Below are 18317 nucleotides of genomic sequence, written 5' to 3' on the forward strand. Positions count from 1 at the left end.
CCACAAAGCTCCCGGATTGCATCCGGGCTACCCGCGCCATCGCTTGCGTAGGAGCTGGCTTGCCGGCGATCCCTCAGTGTCCGCCTGCCGATCTGATCGCGAGCAAGCTCGCTCCTACAGGACGACGCGACTCACGCACCCAGACGTCTAGAAATCTGGACAAATTATCCACCAAATAATCCATTAATCTGGACAAATTCCATAATTATGGACAAGCGATTCACCACCCCCAGCCTCACGTACGTACCCAAACCAGCCCGAAAACCCCGTCGGGAGCGGCTTCCCGCCCTATCGACCAAAGTCGTAACGCCGCCTGGCACGACTCTGGCTCTGTATCCGGCAAAGGCACGCTGCCGCATCCGCGCCTTCCGATAAAACGGCCTCGAGCCGCTAGAACAACAACAAAAGGAACCACCCATGGGTACCCTCGGTATTCTGATTTCCCTCGCATTGTTGATGTACCTCGCCTATCGCGGCATCAACGTCCTGATCCTCGCCCCGCTGCTGGCCCTGCTGGCGTTGCTGTTCGCCGGCGATATCGCCCTGCTGCTGCCCACCTACACCCAGGTGTTCATGAAGGCCATGGGCGGCTATGTGATCCAGTTCTTCCCGCTGTTTTTGCTCGGCGCCTTGTTCGGCAAGTTGATGGACGACTCGGGATCAGCGCGCGCTATCGCCCACGGCATCGTCGCCAAGGTCGGCAGCGAGCGGGCGATTCTGGCCATCGTGCTGGCGTGCGGCATCCTCACCTACGGCGGCGTGTCGCTGTTCGTGGTGGCCTTCGCCGTGTACCCGATCGGCGCCGCGCTGTTCCGCGAGGCGGGCATTCCCAAACGCCTGATCCCCGGTGCCATCGCCCTCGGCTCGTTCACCTTCACCATGACCGCGCTGCCCGGCACCCCGGCGATCCAGAACGCCATTCCCAACCCCTTCTTCGGCACCGACGCATTCGCAGCCCCGGGCCTGGGAGTGATCGCCGGCCTGATCATGTTCGGCCTCGGCACCTGGTGGCTCACTGCGCAGTCGCGCAAGTTGATGGCGGCGGGCGAAGGTTACGGCGAGCACCGCGACGACCCGGTCGTCGAAGAGCGCCGCGACATTCCCGGTTTCTGGCTGGCGCTGCTGCCGATCTTCGTGGTCATCGGCCTCAACTTCCTGATGGCCAAGCAGATTCTGCCGAGCGTCGACACCAGCTACCTGGCCAAGCCGGAATACGGCGGCCTGCAGGATGCCAAGTCGCTGATCGGTATCTGGTCGATCATCGTCGCTCTCAGCGCCGCCATCGTGCTGCTGATCGCGATGCACTGGAAGCGCTGGATGGACCTGAAGAAGAGCGTCAACGACGGCGCCTTCGGTTCCATGCTGCCGATCCTCAACACCGCCGCCGAGGTGGGTTACGGCACGGTGATCGCATCCTTGGCCGGCTTCGTGATCATCCGTGACCTGGTACTGGGCGTCTCCAGCAACCCGCTGATCTCCGAAGCGGTGGCGGTGAACATCCTCGCCGGTATCACCGGTTCGGCCTCCGGCGGCATGTCCATCGCGCTGAAGACCCTCGGTGCGCAGTACCTGGAAATGGCCAACGCCGCCGGCATCAGCCCCGAGCTGCTGCACCGCGTCGCCGCCATGGCCTCGGGCTGCATGGACACCCTGCCGCACAACGGCGCGGTGATCTCGCTGCTGGCGATCTGCAAGCTCACCCACCGCGAGTCGTACAAGTTCATTTTCGTTAACACCGTGGCCTTCCCGATGGTGGCACTGGCCGTGGTCATCACGCTGGGCACGCTGTTCGGCAGTTTCTAAGCCATAAGCCTCCAGGAGCCCTCCAGACGCTGCACTGTCGCTCAACAAAAGGTGTAGGAGCCAGCTTGCTGGCGAATGCTTTTGAACCGCATGGATCGCCGGCAAGCCGGCTCCTACATGGCCCCTTCGTCACGAGTACCCGTTAATGAGCAAGATCATGACCGCCGCCGAAGCCGTGGCGCGCATCCCGGACAACGCCAACCTGGCCACCGGCGGCTTCGTCGGCATCGGTTTCGCCGAGCAGATCGCCATCGCCCTGGAGCAGCGTTTCGTGGCTGAACAGGCGCCGCGCGACCTGACCCTGGTGTATGCCGCTGGCCAAGGCGACGGCAAGGGTCGCGGCCTCAACCACCTGGCCCATGAAGGCCTGGTGCGCCGGGTGATCGGCGGTCACTGGGGCCTGGTGCCGGGGTTGCAGAAGCTCGCGGTGGACAACCGCATCGAGGCCTACAACCTGCCGCAGGGGGTGATTTCCCAACTGTTTCGCGACATAGCCGCCGGCAAGCCGGGACAGCTGTCGCGCGTCGGCCTGGGCACCTACGTCGATCCGCGCCATGGTGGCGGCAAACTCAATGCGCGCACCACTGCCGATCTGGTGCGGCTGATGCCCATCGACGGCGAGGACTACCTGTTCTACCCAACCTTCCCGATCAACGTCGGCATCGTTCGCGCCACCAGTGCCGACCCTGACGGCAACCTCAGTTTCGAGCGCGAGGCGCTGACCATCGAGAGCCTGGCCATCGCCATGGCTGCGCGCAACAGCGGCGGCCTGGTCATCGCCCAGGTCGAGCGGGTGGTCGAGCGCGGCTCGCTCAACCCACGACATGTGAAGATTCCCGGCATCCTGGTGGACTGCGTGGTGGTGGCCGAGCCGGCCAATCACCAGCAGACCTTCGCTACCGCCTACAACCCCGCCTTCGCCGCCGAGACCCGCGTACCGGTGGACAGCCTGACCCCGATGCCGCTGGACGTGCGCAAGCTGATCGCCCGCCGCGCCGCGCTGGAGCTGAAAAGCGGTGCGGTGGTCAACCTCGGCATCGGCATGCCCGAGGGTGTCGCTGCGGTGGCTGCCGAAGAAGGTGTGATCGAGCGCCTGACCCTGACCGCCGAGCCCGGCGTGATCGGCGGCGTACCGGCCTCCGGCCTGGATTTCGGCGCAGCGAGCAACCACAGCGCCTTGCTCGACCAGCCCTATCAGTTCGATTTCTACGATGGCGGCGGCCTGGACATCGCCTTCCTCGGCCTGGCCCAGGCCGACGCGGCGGGCAACCTCAACGTGTCCAGGTTCGGCTCACGCCTGGCCGGTGCCGGCGGTTTCATCAACATCAGCCAGAACGCCAAGCAGGTCGTGTTCGTCGGTACGTTCAGTGCTGGCAAACAGGAGATCCGCATCGAAAACGGCCAGTTGCGTATCGTCCAGGACGGCGAGCTGCGCAAGTTCGTCGCCGAGGTTGAACACCGTACCTTCGCCGGCCGCCTGGCCGCCGAACGCAGCCAGCCGGTGCTCTACGTCACCGAACGTTGTGTGCTGCGCCTGAGCCTCGAAGGGCTGGAACTGATCGAAGTGGCGCCGGGCGTGGATATCCAGCGCGACATCCTCGCACGCATGGATTTCGCCCCCATCGTGCGTGAACCGAAACTGATGGATGCACGGCTATTCAAGCCCGAGCCCATTGGCCTGGCGCAATGCCTGGAAACTCTTTGAGCGTGAACTTGCGGGCCTGAACAGGCCCGTTTTTTTGCTCAGGCTCACGCTGCCTGACCGTGTCGGTTGCGTGCACAGTTCGAGGCTGGCATGGTGCGCCTCTCTCATTAACAAGGAACGTTACCGAATGAGCCTGCCTGCCCCCACTCCGCTGGTTTTCTGCTCCAACCCCTTCGACGGCGACCTGCCTTTCCAGGCCTGGTCCGATCTGTCTCTGGAAATTGATGGCCAGCCCGAACACAACGAAAACCTTCTGAACCTGGCAGGTTTTCTGGTGCGCCAGGCGCTGGTCGACCAGCAACCTGAGCGCCTCAAGCAGGCAAGCGATGTCGAGTCGGCGCTCTATGGTTTACGGGCTCATGTGCAATTGCACTCAGGTGGTTGTTTCGATTTCGGCGACGAGCATTCGGATGCTGAAGTGAAAGAGCATCAGGTGACGCCTGGCCTTGCCATCGGCAAACTGCTTCTGGTTGCGAACGAGCCGGGTTGTGTCGGCATCGAGGAACTGCATGAACGCCTGAAACCGGTAGATGCCACGACCAACGCTCTGGCCAAGTTGCAGGCCTCGGACATGCCGCCCATCAACCTGATATGCGCACTGCTGCCAGGCATGACCATCACCCTGACCCCGCCCTTCGCCGATAGCCGCACCCTGGTTTACCCAAGCCGGCTGGACACCTATCAGCAGCAGCTCAAACTCGAAGAGTTGGCCGGCCTGCCGCAACAGCGCTGTGAAATCCTGCTCGGCGACCAGTTGCTGAACGAAGCGCAGCCGGCATACGGCATCGCTTACGACATCCTGTCCATGATGCTTCGCCTGCTGCGCCAGCGCGCACTCGAGAACGATCAACCCGACCTGTCCGCGCGCCAGCAACAATGGCAGCGGGTACGCCTGGTGATCGGCAGCGGTCTGCACTACAGCGCGCAGTTCATGCTCAACCCCGAGACCTATCAGCCGGCCTTCGGTAACGCGGTGCGCGGCCTGAAGCTGGCGGGTACGCAGAGCATTCTGCTGCCGGACCATCTCGACCTGCCGGCCCTGGAGCAGATATGGGAGGCTCTGGCACACGAAGACATGCTCGTCGAATGGCAGAGGGTGCAAACAAGCAAGGACGTGGCAGACCGCTCACTGATGCTCAACCTGGAAGTGGCCTGCACACTGGAGGTGCTCGCCATCGGTGCGGAGCAGCAACTGCAGGTGCTGGAAAGCTACCGCGACAGCGAGTTCATGGCAGAACCCGCCGAACAGCAGGCAGAGGAGGTCGCAGCGACGCCCTTGCCGGAGGCCGAACAGACACCGGCACCGGCATTGGAGGCTGGCGCAGCAGGGGTCGAACAGCCGGCAGCGAGCCCGCGTAACGACCAAGCGACTCCCCATAAGTCGGGCAGCTACGGACCTCTGCTCCTGGCCGCCGTGATCGTTGCAATGCTGACAGCAATTCTGCTCAGGGGTTAAGTGCCGCACAGCCGGCTACGGACTGCCCCGGGCTGGCTTCGACCAACGCCAGACAGACAACCTGAACCATCCCTGCCCCTGCGTCGTAACTGCAAAACGACGAGCCAGGGAGACGGAGCGCAGCCACCGCCAAATGAAGCGCGGCAGGCATTCGTTGAAGACAGGCGGTTACCCTGACCTGAGTCCACGAAGCGACGTACGGCAAAAACCGGGGTCTATAGTTGTTCACTCCCATTCGTTCCCGCCGCAAGGAGTTTTCATGAGCACGACTCACAAGGTCGCCGTACTGGTCGGCAGTCTGCGCAAGGCCTCGATCAACCGCAAACTGGCCCTGGCCCTGGCCGAACTGGCGCCAGCCTCGCTGCAACTGGAGATCGTCGAGATCGGCGAACTGCCGCTGTACAACGAGGACATCGACGTCGACCCGGCGCCATCCGCTTACAGCGCCTTCCGCACCAAGCTCAAGGGCGCCGATGCGCTGCTGTTCGTCACCCCGGAGTACAACCGCTCGATGCCGGCGCCGATGAAGAACGCCATCGACGTCGGCTCGCGCCCTTATGGCCAGAGCGCATTCAGCGGCAAGCCCGGCGCCGTGTTGAGCGCCTCGCCGGGCGCCGCTGGCGGCTTCGGTGCCAACCACCACCTGCGCCAATGCATGGTGTTTCTCGACGTGCACATGATGCAGCAGCCGGAAGCCTACCTCGGCGGCGCTGGCAGTTTCTTCGACGACAACGGCAAGCTGAGCGACGGCATCAAGCCGTTCCTGCAGAAATTCATCGACGCCTACGCGGCGTGGGTGGCCAAGCACGCAGGCTGAGCCGACAATAGTTGCCGCTCGGGGCCTGGGAAGAAACTCGGCCCAGAGCGGCATTGATGCCAGGAAACTCAAGCACACCCAGTGCCGAAAGTCCGTCAGGTAAGCTCATCCCCACACCCGAACGACACGATATGGAAATCCGTTTCAGCCTCACCCCCGCAGACCTTCAGACGCTGGCCGACGAAACCGTCGATGCGCGCGTGAAGGACAATGACCAACACTTCGAGACGCTAGGCAATTGGCAGAAGCGCTATGCGCCCGCTCTGATCCTCGGCCTGGCCCTGACTTGCGCGGCGTTGGCGCCCTGGGTTGTGTACGGTCGCTATACAGCGGAAAGCATCATTGCCCTGCTGTTGGCGATGCCACTGCTGTTCGTGCTCGGACGACGCTATACCTCTCGCCTTACCGAGCAAGGGCAGGAGCGAAACGCCCGCATCCGTCAGCGCAGCAGCGATAGGCTGGGCATCAGCCTGCACAAGCAATTGGAAAGCAACCGCGACCAGCTGCTGGGCGTACATGTCTGGCAGATAACCCCTCAGGCACTGCGAATGACTTCACCAGGTGGACAACAGACGGAAATCGCCTGGAAAACCATCGCCTGCGTAACCCGAAGCGCCAGCTTCTATCGCTTGGCCAGCACGTCCCAACGGATCATGGGGCTTGCCTATGTAATTCCCAGGCAGAGTCGAGAAATGGCAGCGCCGCTTTACGAGCAAGGGCTTGCCGAGCTTCTGCAGCATTGCGGGCACGAGCCCAGCTAGAGCTGACAAGCTCCCCGGCGCCACTGCGACGCCTGCTCCACGCCAACGAGCGGCGAAAATCTGTCGGTCGCTAAGCAGACCCTGACTGCCGATATGACCTGATTCATGGCCTGAATGTCGCTTGCCCAACTAGACCGACCGGTCTACATAATTCCGCCCATGACCAAGACCACTCGCGACAAACTGATCGACGCCATGATCGATGCCCTGCAGCGCAGAGGCCTGCATGGCGTCGGCCTGAGCGAACTGCTGGCCGCCGCCGATGCGCCCAAGGGCAGCCTTTATCACCACTTCCCGAACGGCAAGACCGAACTGGCGGTAGCCGCCATCGAACGCGTCGGCCAGCGCGCCGAGCAGGCGTTCGCCACGCTCTTCGAACGTCAGTCCGATCCGCTCGATGCGTTGACTATCTGGTTGCAGAGTGCGCTTGGCCAGTTGCAGGACAGCGCCTTCGAGCGCGGCTGCCCGTTGGCCACCGTCGCTCTGGAGAGTGGTCCGCAAGATCATGAAATTCGTGCAGCCCTGGCTAGTGCCTTCGTCGCCATTCGCCAGGCACTGCAGCAGCAGTTGCAGCGCCATGGTTACCCACAGCCAGAGGGGCTCGCTGCCCTGTTCGTCGCGCTCTACGAAGGCGGTCTGCTGCAAGCACGTGTCGCCGGCAGCAGCGAGCCGCTGAAACAGGCCGTTGCCACCCTGCTCCACCTGACCCGCCAGCACCGCACGGAGTCCCCGCCAGCATGAACACAGCCATTCGCAGCGAAACCCTGCCACTGCTCGCCCTCGACGACTACCAGTTGACCGCCACGCGCTATCACGCCGAGCGACCACAGGCGCAGTTGCTGATCGCCGGCGCAACCGGGGTGCCGCAAGGTTTCTATCGGCGCTTCGCCGAACATGCCGCCAGCCGCGGTTTCAATACCATGACCCTGGACTACCGTGGCATCGGCCAATCCAGGCCAGACAGCCTGCGTGGTTTCGAGATGGAGTATCTGGACTGGGCCAATCTTGACCTGGCCGCGGCGGTGGATCAGCACCGGCACGCCGAGCGCCCGCTGTTCATGATCGGCCACTCGTTCGGCGGTCACGCCTTTGGCCTGCTGCCCAATCATGATCAGGTCGCCGGCCTCTACACTTTCGGCACCGGTGCCGGCTGGCACGGCTGGATGCCCAGGGCCGAGCAGGTGCGCGTCCTGGCCATGTGGCGAGTGATCGGCCCACTGATGACGCGCTACAAAGGTTATCTGGCCTGGAGCAAACTGGGCATGGGCGAAGATCTGCCGCTGGGCGTATACCGTCAGTGGAAGCGCTGGTGCCGCTTCCCGCGCTACTTCTTCGACGACCCGCAGATGCAGGGGTTAGCCGAGCGCTTCGCCCAGGTGAACACACCGATGGTGGCGCTCAACAGCCTGGACGATCTTTGGGCGCCGCCCGCATCACGCGATGCCTTCATGGCCGCCTATGTGAATGCGCCCTACCAGGCGCGCACGCTCGACTCGCAAGCCGAGGGCCTGGGCACTATCGGTCATATGGGTTATTTCCGTCCCGCCGCACAGCGTCTGTGGGACGAGACGCTGGACTGGTTCGAGCAGATCAACGCCGGGCGACAGGCAGCCTGATCTCGTAGGGTGCGCTGTGCGCACCAGCCATGGTGGGCGGAGGCATTGGTGCGCGCGGCGCACCCTACGGGGGAACCCTGCAGTCTGGACATTTACGTAGGGTGCGCTGTGCGCACCGGCCATGGTGGGCGGAGACATTGGTGCGCACGGCGCACCCTACGGCGGAGCCCTGCAGCCTGGACATTTACGTAGGGTGCGCCGCAGGAATCAGCCGCCGATCACTCCGCCGTCGATCCGGGTCACCAGCACCGTGGTCGAGCGCGGACGGCTACGTCCATCGCTGGCCGGGTAGCTGATGCCCGGGTGCTGGATGTTGGCCCACATCGCCTTGCCGTCAGGGCTCCAGGCCAAGCCGGTGATCTCGCAGCCGCGCGGGCCGACCATGAAGCGACGCACCTCGCGGGTAACGGGGTCGGCGCAGAGCATCATGTTGCAACCCATGCCCTGCATCGACGCCTCCTCGTCGTCATAGTCGGTCTGGATCCACAGGCGCCCGGCGGCATCGAAAGCCAGGCCGTCCGGTGAAGAGAAGATGTCGCCATTGACGGTGCCGGTGAGGTTGGCCGATACCGGCTCACCCTCGGCAGTCCGCGCGCCCTTGGCCTCTCCGGCCAGCAGAAACAGCTCCCAGGTGAAGGCGGTGGCGGTCGGGTCGGCGCCCTGCTCTTTGAAGCGCAGGATCTGCCCGTGCAGGTTGTGCGGACGCGGGTTGGCGGCGTCGGTAGGCTGCTTGTCGCCACGGCCATCGTTGTTGGTCAAGGCGACATAGACTTCGCGGGTGCCGGGGTGCACCGTGGCCCACTCGGGACGATCCATCGGCGTGGCGCCAGCACGGTCGGCGGCGGCACGAGCGTTGAGCAGCACCTCAGCCTGGCTGGCGAAGCCGTGCTCGGCGCTCAGGCCGTTCTGCCCGTGCACCAGGGCCAGCCACTGACCGCTGCCATCAGCATCGAACCGTGCGGCGTACAGGGTGCCTTCGTCCAGCAGGTCGCGGTTGGCGCGAGGATTGGCGGCGTCGAAACGCCCGGCCGGGACGAACTTGTAGACGTACTCGCCGCGGGCGTCATCGCCCGAGTAAAAGGCCATACGCCCATCTTCGCCAAGCGCCAGTGCCGCGCACTCGCGACTGATGCGGCCGAAGGCGGTGCGCTTGATCGGCTGCGCGCTCGGATCGAAGGGGTCGATCTCGACCACCCAGCCGAAGCGGTGCGGTTCGTTGACGTGGCCGCCGTGGGGCTGGTCGGCATAGGGGGTGGCGTCGAAACGCGGATCGGCGGTTTCCCACGCGTAGTTCTTGCTGGTGCCCTCGTTGGCCAGGCCGTAACGCTTGTGCGACACCCGACGCGGGTAGTCCTGCTTGTCGCGGTTGATGAAGTAGTTGTGCCAGTTTTCCTCGCAGGTGAGGAATGTGCCCCAGGGCGTGACACCGGTGGCGCAGTTGTTCAACGTACCGAGCACCGTCAGGCCTTCGGGATCGCTGGCGGTCTTCATCATCTCCAAACCCGCCAGCGGCCCGGACAGGCGCATCGGCGTGAACATGCTGATGCGCCGGTTGTAGGGCGAATCCAGCACTCTGTGCCACTGGCCGTCCGAGCCCTTCCTCACTTCGATCACCGAGACGCCATGAGCGGCTTGCTCCTTGCGCACCTCATCCAGCGGGCGCGGCTTGGACTGGTCGATCACCCCAGACGGATGCAGCGGCGGATTGACGTATTCGTGGTTCATCACCAGCAGGCCACGATCCTCTTCGCCCTCGAAGGCGAAGAAGTTCATGCCGTCGTGGTTGTCGCCGGCCTGCTTGAGCTGGGCATGCCAGTCGTCACTGGCATCCGGGCGCCAGTCCGGCGCGCCGGGCTCCACCGCGTCGCCCCAGGAGAAGAACGGCACAGCGCGGTAGCCCGGCGGGACCAGCACCTGATCGAACTGGGCATCGAACTGCAGCGGCACGCTGGTGAAGTTCAGCAACGGGCTGGCCGACGCCTTGCCGCAGGCGGCCAGGCCGACGCCGAAGAAGCCCAGGGCGGCCAGGCCGAGGCCGCCCTTGAGCAGGTTGCGCCGGGTGGGGTCGATCAGCGTGGCCAGCGGCGCATTGGCGCTGGGGTTGATCGACTGGTCGTCGTGGGCTTCAAGGCGTTGGTGAAAGTCCTGCAGATCGTGCTTCATCGAGCTTCTCTATGCTGGCTGGTGTTCCCGGATTGCATCCGGGCTACGGTTGGATTGAGGAGCAGCGTTATTCGATACGGTAGGTAAAGGTGTTCCTCACGTTGGCCACCGCCACGGCGCGGCCATCGATCACCCGTGGCTGGTAGCGAAAGCTCTTCGCCGCGTTCAGTGAGGGGCGGACGAACAGTGGGTGGCAGTCGGGTTCGGCCTCGGGGTTTTCCACCCGGCCCTGCTCATTGACCCGGTAACGCACCGTGCACTGTCCTTCGAGCCCCTTGTCCAGGGCGCGCTGCGGATAGGCCGGGGCCTGTTTGGCGATGGGCAGGAACTCGCGACTGGCGGCTGCAGCTGCTTCGGCCTGGCGCGCGCGTTCGGCCGCAGCAGCGGCCGCCTGCTGACGCTCGGCCTGTTCACGCAGCTCGGCCAGACGCTGCTGCTCCAGTTGCTCGCGCACCTCGGCCTCGCGGCGCTCTCGCTCACGCCGCAGCGTCTCGCGCTGGCGTTGCTGCTCCTGCTCAAGGCGCTGTTGCTCGACGCGTTGGCGCGCCAGGGCAGCCTGCTCCAGCCGCTGTTGCTCGATGGCCGGATCGGGCTGGGCCGGCTGCGGTGGCTCGGGAATCACGGCAGGCGGCTGCGGCGGTGCCGGCGGGGTCAGGGTCAGCAGTTGCAACTGCACCGTGCTGACCAGCGGCACCGGTGGTTCGTCAACCTGCCAATGAGTCAGCAACAGCGCGCCCAGCCCCAGGTGCAGACCGAGGGTCGCGCCCAGGGCCACGCAGCGACGACGCCAGTGCAACGACAGCAGTACTGACCGTCGAGCATCGTCTACGGCAGGCATGGCCAGGCTGCTCATTGCGGAGCCTCGGTGACCAACCCCAGGCTGCTCACCCCGCCCTGCTGCAAGGCGGCGATGCCGGCCACCACGCTGGCGTAGTCGGCGGCCTGATCAGCGCGGATATACACCTGGGTGTCGCCACCCTCGGCGACCAGTTGCGCCACCCGCGCACTCATCACCGTCAGGTCCACCGCCTGCTCGCTGGCCGCGCCCAGTTCGGTGTCCAGTTCGCTGCCGAGGTTCCAGTAGTAGCTGCCATCGGCCTGTACCGAGAGGGTCAGGATGCGTTGCTGGTGATCACTGGGCAGCGCTTCGGCGGCGACCTTGGGCAACTCGATCTGCACCCCCTGGGTGAGCATGGGCGCGGTGACCATGAAGATCACCAGTAGCACCAGCATCACGTCGATATAGGGCACCACGTTCATCTCGGCCTTGGGGCCGTGCTTGCTCTGTGGCCTGCGCATGGCTTTCCCCTCAGGCCGCTGCGGCGATGCGGCCGCTACCGGCGTGCAGCTTGCGCTGCAGGCGCCCCTGCAACTCGTTGCCGAAGCCGTAGTAGCGCGCGCCGAGGCTGGCTACCCGAGCGGAGAAGCGGTTGTAGGCGATTACTGCGGGAATCGCCGCGAACAGGCCGATGGCGGTAGCGATCAGCGCCTCGGCAATGCCCGGTGCGACGGTGGAGAGGGTCGCCTGCTGCACCTGGGACAGGCCAATGAAGGAATTCATGATGCCCCAGACGGTGCCGAACAGGCCGACATAGGGGCTCACCGAACCTACCGTGGCGAGCAGCGGCAGGCCCTTTTCCAGACGTTCTTCCTGTTCGGCGATGGCCACCAGCAGGCTACGTTCGACACTCTCGACCACCGCCTCGCTGGCGACGCCGGGCTCGCGTTGCAGGTGCTGGTACTCGCGGTAACCGGCCTGGAACAACTGCTGCAGGCCTGCATCCTGATCCGCCTCGGCGCCGCATTCGCGCTGCAACTGGGCCAGATCGGCGGTGCCGCGAAAGCGCTGCAGGAAGCTCCGCGCCTCACGCTCGCTACGGCGCAGCACGGCGCTGCGCTGAACGATCAAATACCAGCTGGCCAGCGACGCCAGCACCAGGCTGAGCATCACTGCCTGCACCAGCAGGCTGGCCTCGCTGACCAGGCTCCAGACGGTCATCTGTTCGAGTGAACTGTGCATCTTCGACTCCTTGCTTGTCGCGCCCACCATGGGTGGCGAGCGCCATGTCTATTGCGGTTACCGGCGAAATTGCCCCGCTGCCGTGGGAGGGGCTTTAGCCGCGAGCTTTTCGCCCCTCGACTACCGCCCCTCATGCGTCGCTATTCCAGGCCCAAGGCTTCGGCCACTGCGCTCCAGGGCAGGTACTTGTAGTTCTGCCGGCCTTCGGGCATGCGCTTGCGGCCGTCCTGCACCACCAACATCCCCTGGCTCCAGGGGCCGCCAAGGTTGGCCGAAGTCACCTCCAGGCCATCGGTCTCCGACACACCGTCGATGCCGCGCTCTGCATCCAGACCGATACGGAAGGCGCCGCGCACCGCATAGGGCGCCTGGCCGTCGAGCACCACATAGCTGTCGTTGCCCTGACTGGAGATCACCAGGTAGTCGCGCTGCTCGCCCTGGTAAAAGGCCAAACCCTCGATATCGGCGTGCACCACGTCGCCGACACCGATTACCTGCTGCAGCTCGGCCGGCACCTCTGCGCCAGCATCCAGAGCCCACACAGCGACATCCTCCTCGCCGACGAACAAGCGCTGGTTACGGTCATCGGCGACGCAGCCTTCTGGCTGGCTAGCGACCTTGAACTGGCGCGCCAAGGTGGCCTGTACACGGCCGCTGCTGCCGTCCAGGCGGTACTGCACAAAGGTGCCGTCCTTGTCGTTGGCGATGGCGTGGATTGCGCCGCCGGGCTCCTGGAACAGGCACAGGCCGTAGATATCGGTCAGTTCGGTCGGCGCCTGGCCGAGATCACTGAGCTCGCCGCTGGCGCGGTCGATGGCGAAGAACTGCAGGCTGTTGTGGTCGCGGTGGCTGGCTACGGCCAGGTCCACCGTGGCACTGCCGAGGCGAAAACCCGGGCGCAGGTCGACGTTGTTGACCCGGCCGACGCGCAGGTCCTGCAGCTGCTTGCCCTGCAGGTCGTAGACCAGCAGGCCGCCCTGCTTGTCGGTGCCCAGCACGCGACTACGGCTCGGCTCGTCCGGGTGCAGCCAGATCGCCGGGTCGTCGGCGGCGTCGCCCAGGCTCGGCACCTCGTCGGTCTGTACCAGCGACGTCAGCACCGGCAGCGCTCTGATCGGCGCCGGTGGCTCCGGCAGCCAGTCGAGCTGAGCACGGTGCAGGCCACGGTCGTCGCCGATCAGCAATTGCAGACCGCCCTCGACCACCCGCGCACTGAGGCGCTCAGGCTCCTCCAGCCCAGCCAGCGGCAGCGGCGCCTCGGCGCGCCAGCCTTTGCCCTGGCGGCTGTAGCGGTGCAGCACGCCGGCCTCGGGGTCGAGGGCAAGCACGCCAGCAGGAATCACGGCCATGCCGGCCATGGCCTCGGCGATATCACCGAACGGCTGACGCAGGCCCACTGGCTGGCGGGTCAGGTCGGCCTCGGCGTGGGCGGCGTAGGCCCACAGGCCGACGTTTTCCTCGTTTACGTAGAGCAGCTCGGCAGCGTCATCGACGCGGCAATGCTCGCTGGCCGGCGGCAGGCTCAGGCGCCGCACCAGGCGCGGCTCGGCCAGCGGCTGCAGGCCCTGGGCCACCAACCACTGTTCGCCAATGCCCTCTTCGCCGACCAGGAACAGGAACTGGTTGTCGGCCTCGTCGCGCGACAGGCACAGGCCGTCCACCTTGAAGCTGGCGCGCGGCAGATATACCGGCGCCCCCCAGCGCCGCTCGGCACCGCGCAGCGCCACCAGCACGGGCTGCTGACGGTCGATGTCGACACTGGCCAGCAGCAGGCCCTCGGCATCGACGCGCTGATCCAGGGCGCCGAAGCGACCGGGCAGATGAGCCAGCTTGGCGCCCTGTTCATCGAGCAGGTAGAGGCCCTGCTTCTCGCTGCTGAGCAGGTAGCGCGCACCCGGCCAGAACGTGGTGTCGGTCAGCAGTTGCAGGTCTTCGACAGCAATCTCGGTGGCAGGCTGCCAGGCCTGTGGTGCCAGCGGCGCAGCCTCGTCCGCAGAGGGCTGGGCCTGGACGGCCTGCGCCTGTGGCTCACAACCAGCGAGGAGCAGGACACTGGCGAGTAGAGCGAGAGCCAGGGGCGAAGGGGTAATAACACGGTTCATTACAGGGGCGATCCTTGTACGGGTCGCCCTGCGCTGCCCGGCGGGCGCGCAGGGCAGAGCTTTTAGAAGTGGGTAAAGGTCAGGCCGAGCGTGTAGGTCGGGCCGTATTCCTCGTACTGGGCGTTGTAGCGACGGTTGCCGGTGTAGAGGTAATAAGACTCGTCCGTGATGTTCTGCGCCTCGAACTTGAGCTGCAGGTTGTCGCTGAGGAAGTACCCGGCGCTGAAATCGACGAACAGCTGAGCATCGGCATAGAGGTCATGGGCCTTGTCGTCCACAGCCGCCACCTCGGCCAGGTACCTCGATTTGTAGTTGGCCGCCAGACGCAGGCTGAGCTGGTCGTTCTCCCAGCCCAGGGTCAGGTTGCCAACCTGGTCGGACTGGTTCGGCAGGTCGATGCTGCGCTTGCTGCCCTGGCCTTCAATGCGCGCATCGGAGCGGCTGAAGGTGGCGTTGGCGCCCAGCAGCAGGCCGTTCCAGGGTGCCGGCAGCCACTCGAACTTCTGCGAGTAGGCCAGCTCGATGCCGTAGAGCTTGGCGCTGGTGCCGTTGGCGAAGGTATTGGCCTCGCTGAAATCGGCCCAGGCGCCGCTGCCGGCCAGGTCCGTGGCATAGACGAAATTGTCGATATCCTTGTAGAAGGCGAAAGCCGAGACCACCCCGGCGCGGCCTAGGTAGCGCTCAATACCGAGGTCGAAGTTGCTCGACTCCAGCGGCTTGAGGTTGGGGTTGCCGAAACTGGCCTCGTCACCGTCGATGACGAAACCTGGCGCCAGCTGGCCGAAGGTCGGGCGCACCACCGAGTTGGTCCAGGCGGCGCGGATCTGCGTGCTGGCATCGAGCTGATAGCGTGCGTGCAAGCCCGGCAGCCAGTGGTCGTAGCGCTTGCGGCTGCTGATCGACTCGTAGGCATCGTCGCGCAGGCCGGTGCCCTTGGCCTCGAACTCGGTGCCCTCGTAGCGCATGCCGGCGATAAAGCGCCAGTCGTCGATGTCGACGCTGTTCATCAGGTAGGCGGCGTTGATGTCCTCGCGCATCGAGAAGTCGTTGATGCGTGATTCTTCCTCGTCATAGAAGTCGGCTTTGTTCAGCCCGGCGAGCAGACGCTCGATGGCCTTCGCGCTGATGCCCGGGCCGAAGCGGCCGAGACCGTAGTCGACCTCGCCCTTGACGAACTGGCCGAGGTTAAGCTGCTCGTCCGTCAGGCCGAAGTCGCCCAGATCCTCATAGACCCAGGCCTCCAGGTCGTTGTCCTTCTTGCGCCGGCTGAGCTTGCCACCGAACTTGGCCTGTGCCGCATAGCCACTTAGCTCGTAGTCGCGGGCAAGGTCGAGCTTGATGTTCTTTTCGGTGTCAGTGGTCTTCTGCTTCTCCCACGCCACTTCGTCGAGGGTGAAGTTGGCCGGGTCGTAGAAATCCGAACCGATGTTCAGCTTCGGCTTGCGCGTGCCGCCGAAGCCGACATCGGCAAAGTCGTCGTTGCCCTCGAAGGTGGCGCCGGCGATGCCTTCCGGGGTCTTCTCGCTGGCCTTGCTGTAGCCAAGCTGGCCGCTGACCGTCCACAGGCCCAGGCTGCGCTCGCCGCCGAACACGTAGGACTGGATCTGCTGGGTTTCTTCACGGCTTTTCAGCTCACGCCAGCCTTCGGCCTCGCCAGTCTCACCGGGCAACTGCGCGTCGGCGAACCCGACGCCGGCGGCGTTGCGCGTTTCCGTGTCCTTGTAGCGGCTGTAGAGAGTACGCAGGTAGTAACTGGAGGCGTCGTCCGGCTTGTAGTCGAAGTTCAGGCCGAAGCCGGTGCGCTCACGGCGGATGTCGTAGGCGCGCTGTTCCAGCTCTTCGAGCCTGGCACCGTCGCTGAAGTCCCAGGCACCGCCGGTCTCCACGTTGTCCGAAGCGAAATCGCGTTTTTGCCAGCTCAGCGCCGCGGCCACGCCGAAGTTGTCGATACCGTCGCCGAGACTGAAGCGCTCGCTGATCGCGCCGGAGAATTTCGGGCTGGTCTGGCTGCTGTTGTCGTCATGGCTGGCCTCGCCGCTGAGGGTGTAGAACAGACCGTCGTGGTCGAAGGCCGACAGGCTTTCCACTTGCACGGTGCCGCCGAGGGAGTTGGCGTCCATGTCCGGAGTCAGGGTCTTGACCACCGACAGCGACTGCACCAACTCGGACGGCAGTACGTCCAGGGCCACCGCGCGGCGGTCGCTCTCCGGCGAGGGCACCAAGGTGCCATTGATGGTCACGCTGTTCAGGTCCGGGCCGATGCCGCGCACGCTGACGAAGCGGCCCTCGCCCTGGTCGCGCTCCACCGACAGGCCGGGAATACGCTGCAGTGCCTCGGCGGCGTTGTCGTCCGGCAACTGGCCGATGCCGTCGGCATGCACCACGCTGGTGACACTGTCGGAGCGGCGCTGATCCTGCAACGCCTTGTCGATGCTCACCGCCTGGCCGACCACCTCGACGTGTTCGAGGAGCACCGGCTCCTCGGCCAGGACGACGGTACTGGCGGCGATGGCCAGCGCCAGGGTGCTGATACGAAAGCCCGCATGGCGGGTGCTGCTGTGACCTAGGCGCATGGCCTGCTCTCCCCAAGAGTGAAATCTACCGGCACGGGGCCGGCTCGCTGGAGGCGCAAGCTAGGTGGGGCGAATGACGCTTCTGTGACAGACCTGGAGCGAACAGCGCAAATACCCGGGTTTTAGCGGCACTATCGGCGGCAGATGAGCCGAAATGACCTGACGCGGCGCGCCTCGACGGCGGGCTGCCTGCTCGTGGCAAGTGGTGTGTGGCGCCTGAACGGCCGCGGGGTTGGTGCGCGCGGCGCACCCTACGGCCGTGCGCAGCAAAAAATCGTGCAACTGCCCTGAGCCGAATCGACCTCCCCGGCTGCAACCAAAGTGTCATGGGCATCTGTTCTGCTGCCGCCATCGAAGCCCGCGGAGCACCGCCGATGCCACCCCTGCTGAAACTGCATGCCTGGAAACTCGCCGGCCTCTTGCTGCTGGCCAACCTCGGCCTGCTCGCTCACCTGATCGCCGGCCATATCAAACCCGTCAGCGAATGGAACTGGACCGATATCCTCGGCGAAGGTGGCTCGGCGCTACTGGTGCTGCTGTGGATCGGCCTGTTGCTGAAAAGCCGCCCGGCCGGCCGGGTGACCAACCTGCTGTTCTGCGGCCTGGCCTGCCTGTTCCTCTCGCTGTGGATGGACTCGGTGGACGAGTTCGTGCAACTGCCGGCCAGCGCCAACTGGGACAAGTGGCTGGAGTCCGGGCCGATGCCGGTAGGCTTCATCCTCATGACCCTGGGCATCTACCACTGGCACCGCGAGCAGCTGGCGATCAGCGCGCAGATGGAAAAGCGCGAGCGGCTGTTTCGCGAACACCGCCTGTTCGACAAGCTCACCCCACTGGGCGGCGCCGAGTACCTGCGCCTGCAAGTACAGCAGGCGCTGCAGCAAAGCCGCGCCGAAGGCCAGCCGCTGGCCCTGGCGATTCTCGACCTGGATGGCTTCGACCGCCTCAATCGCGAGCACGGCCACGCCGAGGGTGATCGGGTGCTGCAGAGCCTGACCCAGTTGCTGCTGCTCAACCTGCGCCGCCAGGACCTGCTCTGCCGCCTGGCTGGCGACCGTTTCGTCGTGCTGCTGCCAGGCACCGGCGCGCAACAGGCGCAACAGATCGCCATCGAGCTGCAGGACGCCGTACGCCACCTTGCCTACCGTAGCAGCCGCAACGGCGAGCGCCTGCAGCTGTCGGCCAGCGTGGCCAGCGTGCTGGCGCAGGACGAGGACGGCGACAGCCTGCTCAAGCGCCTCAACCTGGCCCTGGCGCGGGCCAAGCAAACGCCATCTGCCAAGCGCGCCTGAGGAAGACGC

Annotated in this window: 14 protein-coding genes; 8 read left to right on the forward strand and 6 right to left on the reverse strand. The window is 65.2% G+C overall.

From position 1 onward, the window contains the following. The first annotated feature begins 417 nt into the window (after window positions 1-417). The 7 genes from GV002_RS19760 to GV002_RS19790 all read left to right on the forward strand — a co-directional run bounded on the left by GV002_RS19760 (window position 418) and on the right by GV002_RS19790 (window position 8158). Window positions 418-1803 (forward strand): GntP family permease, encoded by a 1386-nt coding sequence (locus tag GV002_RS19760; protein ID WP_160019962.1) that lies wholly within the window; start codon window positions 418-420, stop codon window positions 1801-1803. A 145-nt stretch (window positions 1804-1948) separates the two neighbouring features. Beyond that, window positions 1949-3508: an acyl CoA:acetate/3-ketoacid CoA transferase gene (locus GV002_RS19765; protein WP_160019963.1), complete on the forward strand. Its 1560-nt coding sequence runs from the start codon at window positions 1949-1951 to the stop codon at window positions 3506-3508. Window positions 3509-3635: 127 nt separating this feature from the next. Continuing rightward, the gene (locus GV002_RS19770) at window positions 3636-4964 is read left to right on the forward strand and encodes a hypothetical protein (RefSeq protein ID WP_160019964.1); all 1329 of its coding nucleotides are present in this window, start codon (window positions 3636-3638) and stop codon (window positions 4962-4964) included. Between the two features lie 259 nt (window positions 4965-5223). Next, on the forward strand, window positions 5224-5781 hold the full coding sequence (locus tag GV002_RS19775; protein WP_160019965.1) for an NADPH-dependent FMN reductase: 558 nt from the start codon (window positions 5224-5226) through the stop codon (window positions 5779-5781). Window positions 5782-5912: 131 nt separating this feature from the next. Continuing rightward, window positions 5913-6542, forward strand: coding sequence for a hypothetical protein (locus tag GV002_RS19780; RefSeq protein WP_160019966.1), 630 nt, complete (start codon window positions 5913-5915; stop codon window positions 6540-6542). A 159-nt stretch (window positions 6543-6701) separates the two neighbouring features. Then, window positions 6702-7283, forward strand: coding sequence for a TetR/AcrR family transcriptional regulator (locus GV002_RS19785; protein WP_160019967.1), 582 nt, complete (start codon window positions 6702-6704; stop codon window positions 7281-7283). Then, window positions 7280-8158, forward strand: a complete 879-nt coding sequence (locus GV002_RS19790; RefSeq protein ID WP_160019968.1) for an alpha/beta fold hydrolase — start codon at window positions 7280-7282, stop codon at window positions 8156-8158. The genes GV002_RS19785 and GV002_RS19790 overlap by 4 nt, the downstream gene beginning before the upstream one ends. 207 nt (window positions 8159-8365) lie before the next feature. Here the strand turns inward: GV002_RS19790 and GV002_RS19795 are convergent, their stop codons facing one another. The 6 genes from GV002_RS19795 to GV002_RS19820 form a co-directional block, all read right to left on the reverse strand. Then, window positions 8366-10321 (reverse strand): PhoX family protein, encoded by a 1956-nt coding sequence (locus tag GV002_RS19795; RefSeq protein WP_160019969.1) that lies wholly within the window; start codon window positions 10319-10321, stop codon window positions 8366-8368. 67 nt (window positions 10322-10388) lie between these two features. Beyond that, window positions 10389-11174, reverse strand: a complete 786-nt coding sequence (locus tag GV002_RS19800; RefSeq protein ID WP_256667144.1) for an energy transducer TonB — start codon at window positions 11172-11174, stop codon at window positions 10389-10391. Next, complete coding sequence (tolR, locus tag GV002_RS19805) at window positions 11171-11620, reverse strand: protein TolR (RefSeq protein ID WP_160019970.1); 450 nt, start codon at window positions 11618-11620, stop codon at window positions 11171-11173. Before tolR ends, GV002_RS19800 begins: the two co-directional genes overlap by 4 nt. Window positions 11621-11630: 10 nt before the next feature. After that, window positions 11631-12341, reverse strand: coding sequence for a protein TolQ (tolQ, locus tag GV002_RS19810; RefSeq protein WP_160019971.1), 711 nt, complete (start codon window positions 12339-12341; stop codon window positions 11631-11633). Between the two features lie 140 nt (window positions 12342-12481). Next, complete coding sequence (locus GV002_RS19815) at window positions 12482-14443, reverse strand: phytase (protein WP_178094735.1); 1962 nt, start codon at window positions 14441-14443, stop codon at window positions 12482-12484. A 62-nt stretch (window positions 14444-14505) separates the two neighbouring features. Further along, window positions 14506-17016: a TonB-dependent receptor gene (locus GV002_RS19820; protein ID WP_160019972.1), complete on the reverse strand. Its 2511-nt coding sequence runs from the start codon at window positions 17014-17016 to the stop codon at window positions 14506-14508. A 374-nt stretch (window positions 17017-17390) separates the two neighbouring features. Between GV002_RS19820 and GV002_RS19825 the strand changes: the two genes are divergently transcribed. Beyond that, entirely contained in the window at window positions 17391-18308 is a 918-nt protein-coding gene (locus GV002_RS19825; RefSeq protein ID WP_160019973.1) for a GGDEF domain-containing protein, read from the forward strand. Window positions 18309-18317 lie beyond the last annotated feature (9 nt).

Origin of the sequence: Pseudomonas sp. 8O, from assembly GCF_902506495.1 — a bacterium.
In the GTDB taxonomy this organism is placed as follows: domain Bacteria; phylum Pseudomonadota; class Gammaproteobacteria; order Pseudomonadales; family Pseudomonadaceae; genus Aquipseudomonas; species Aquipseudomonas chaetocerotis.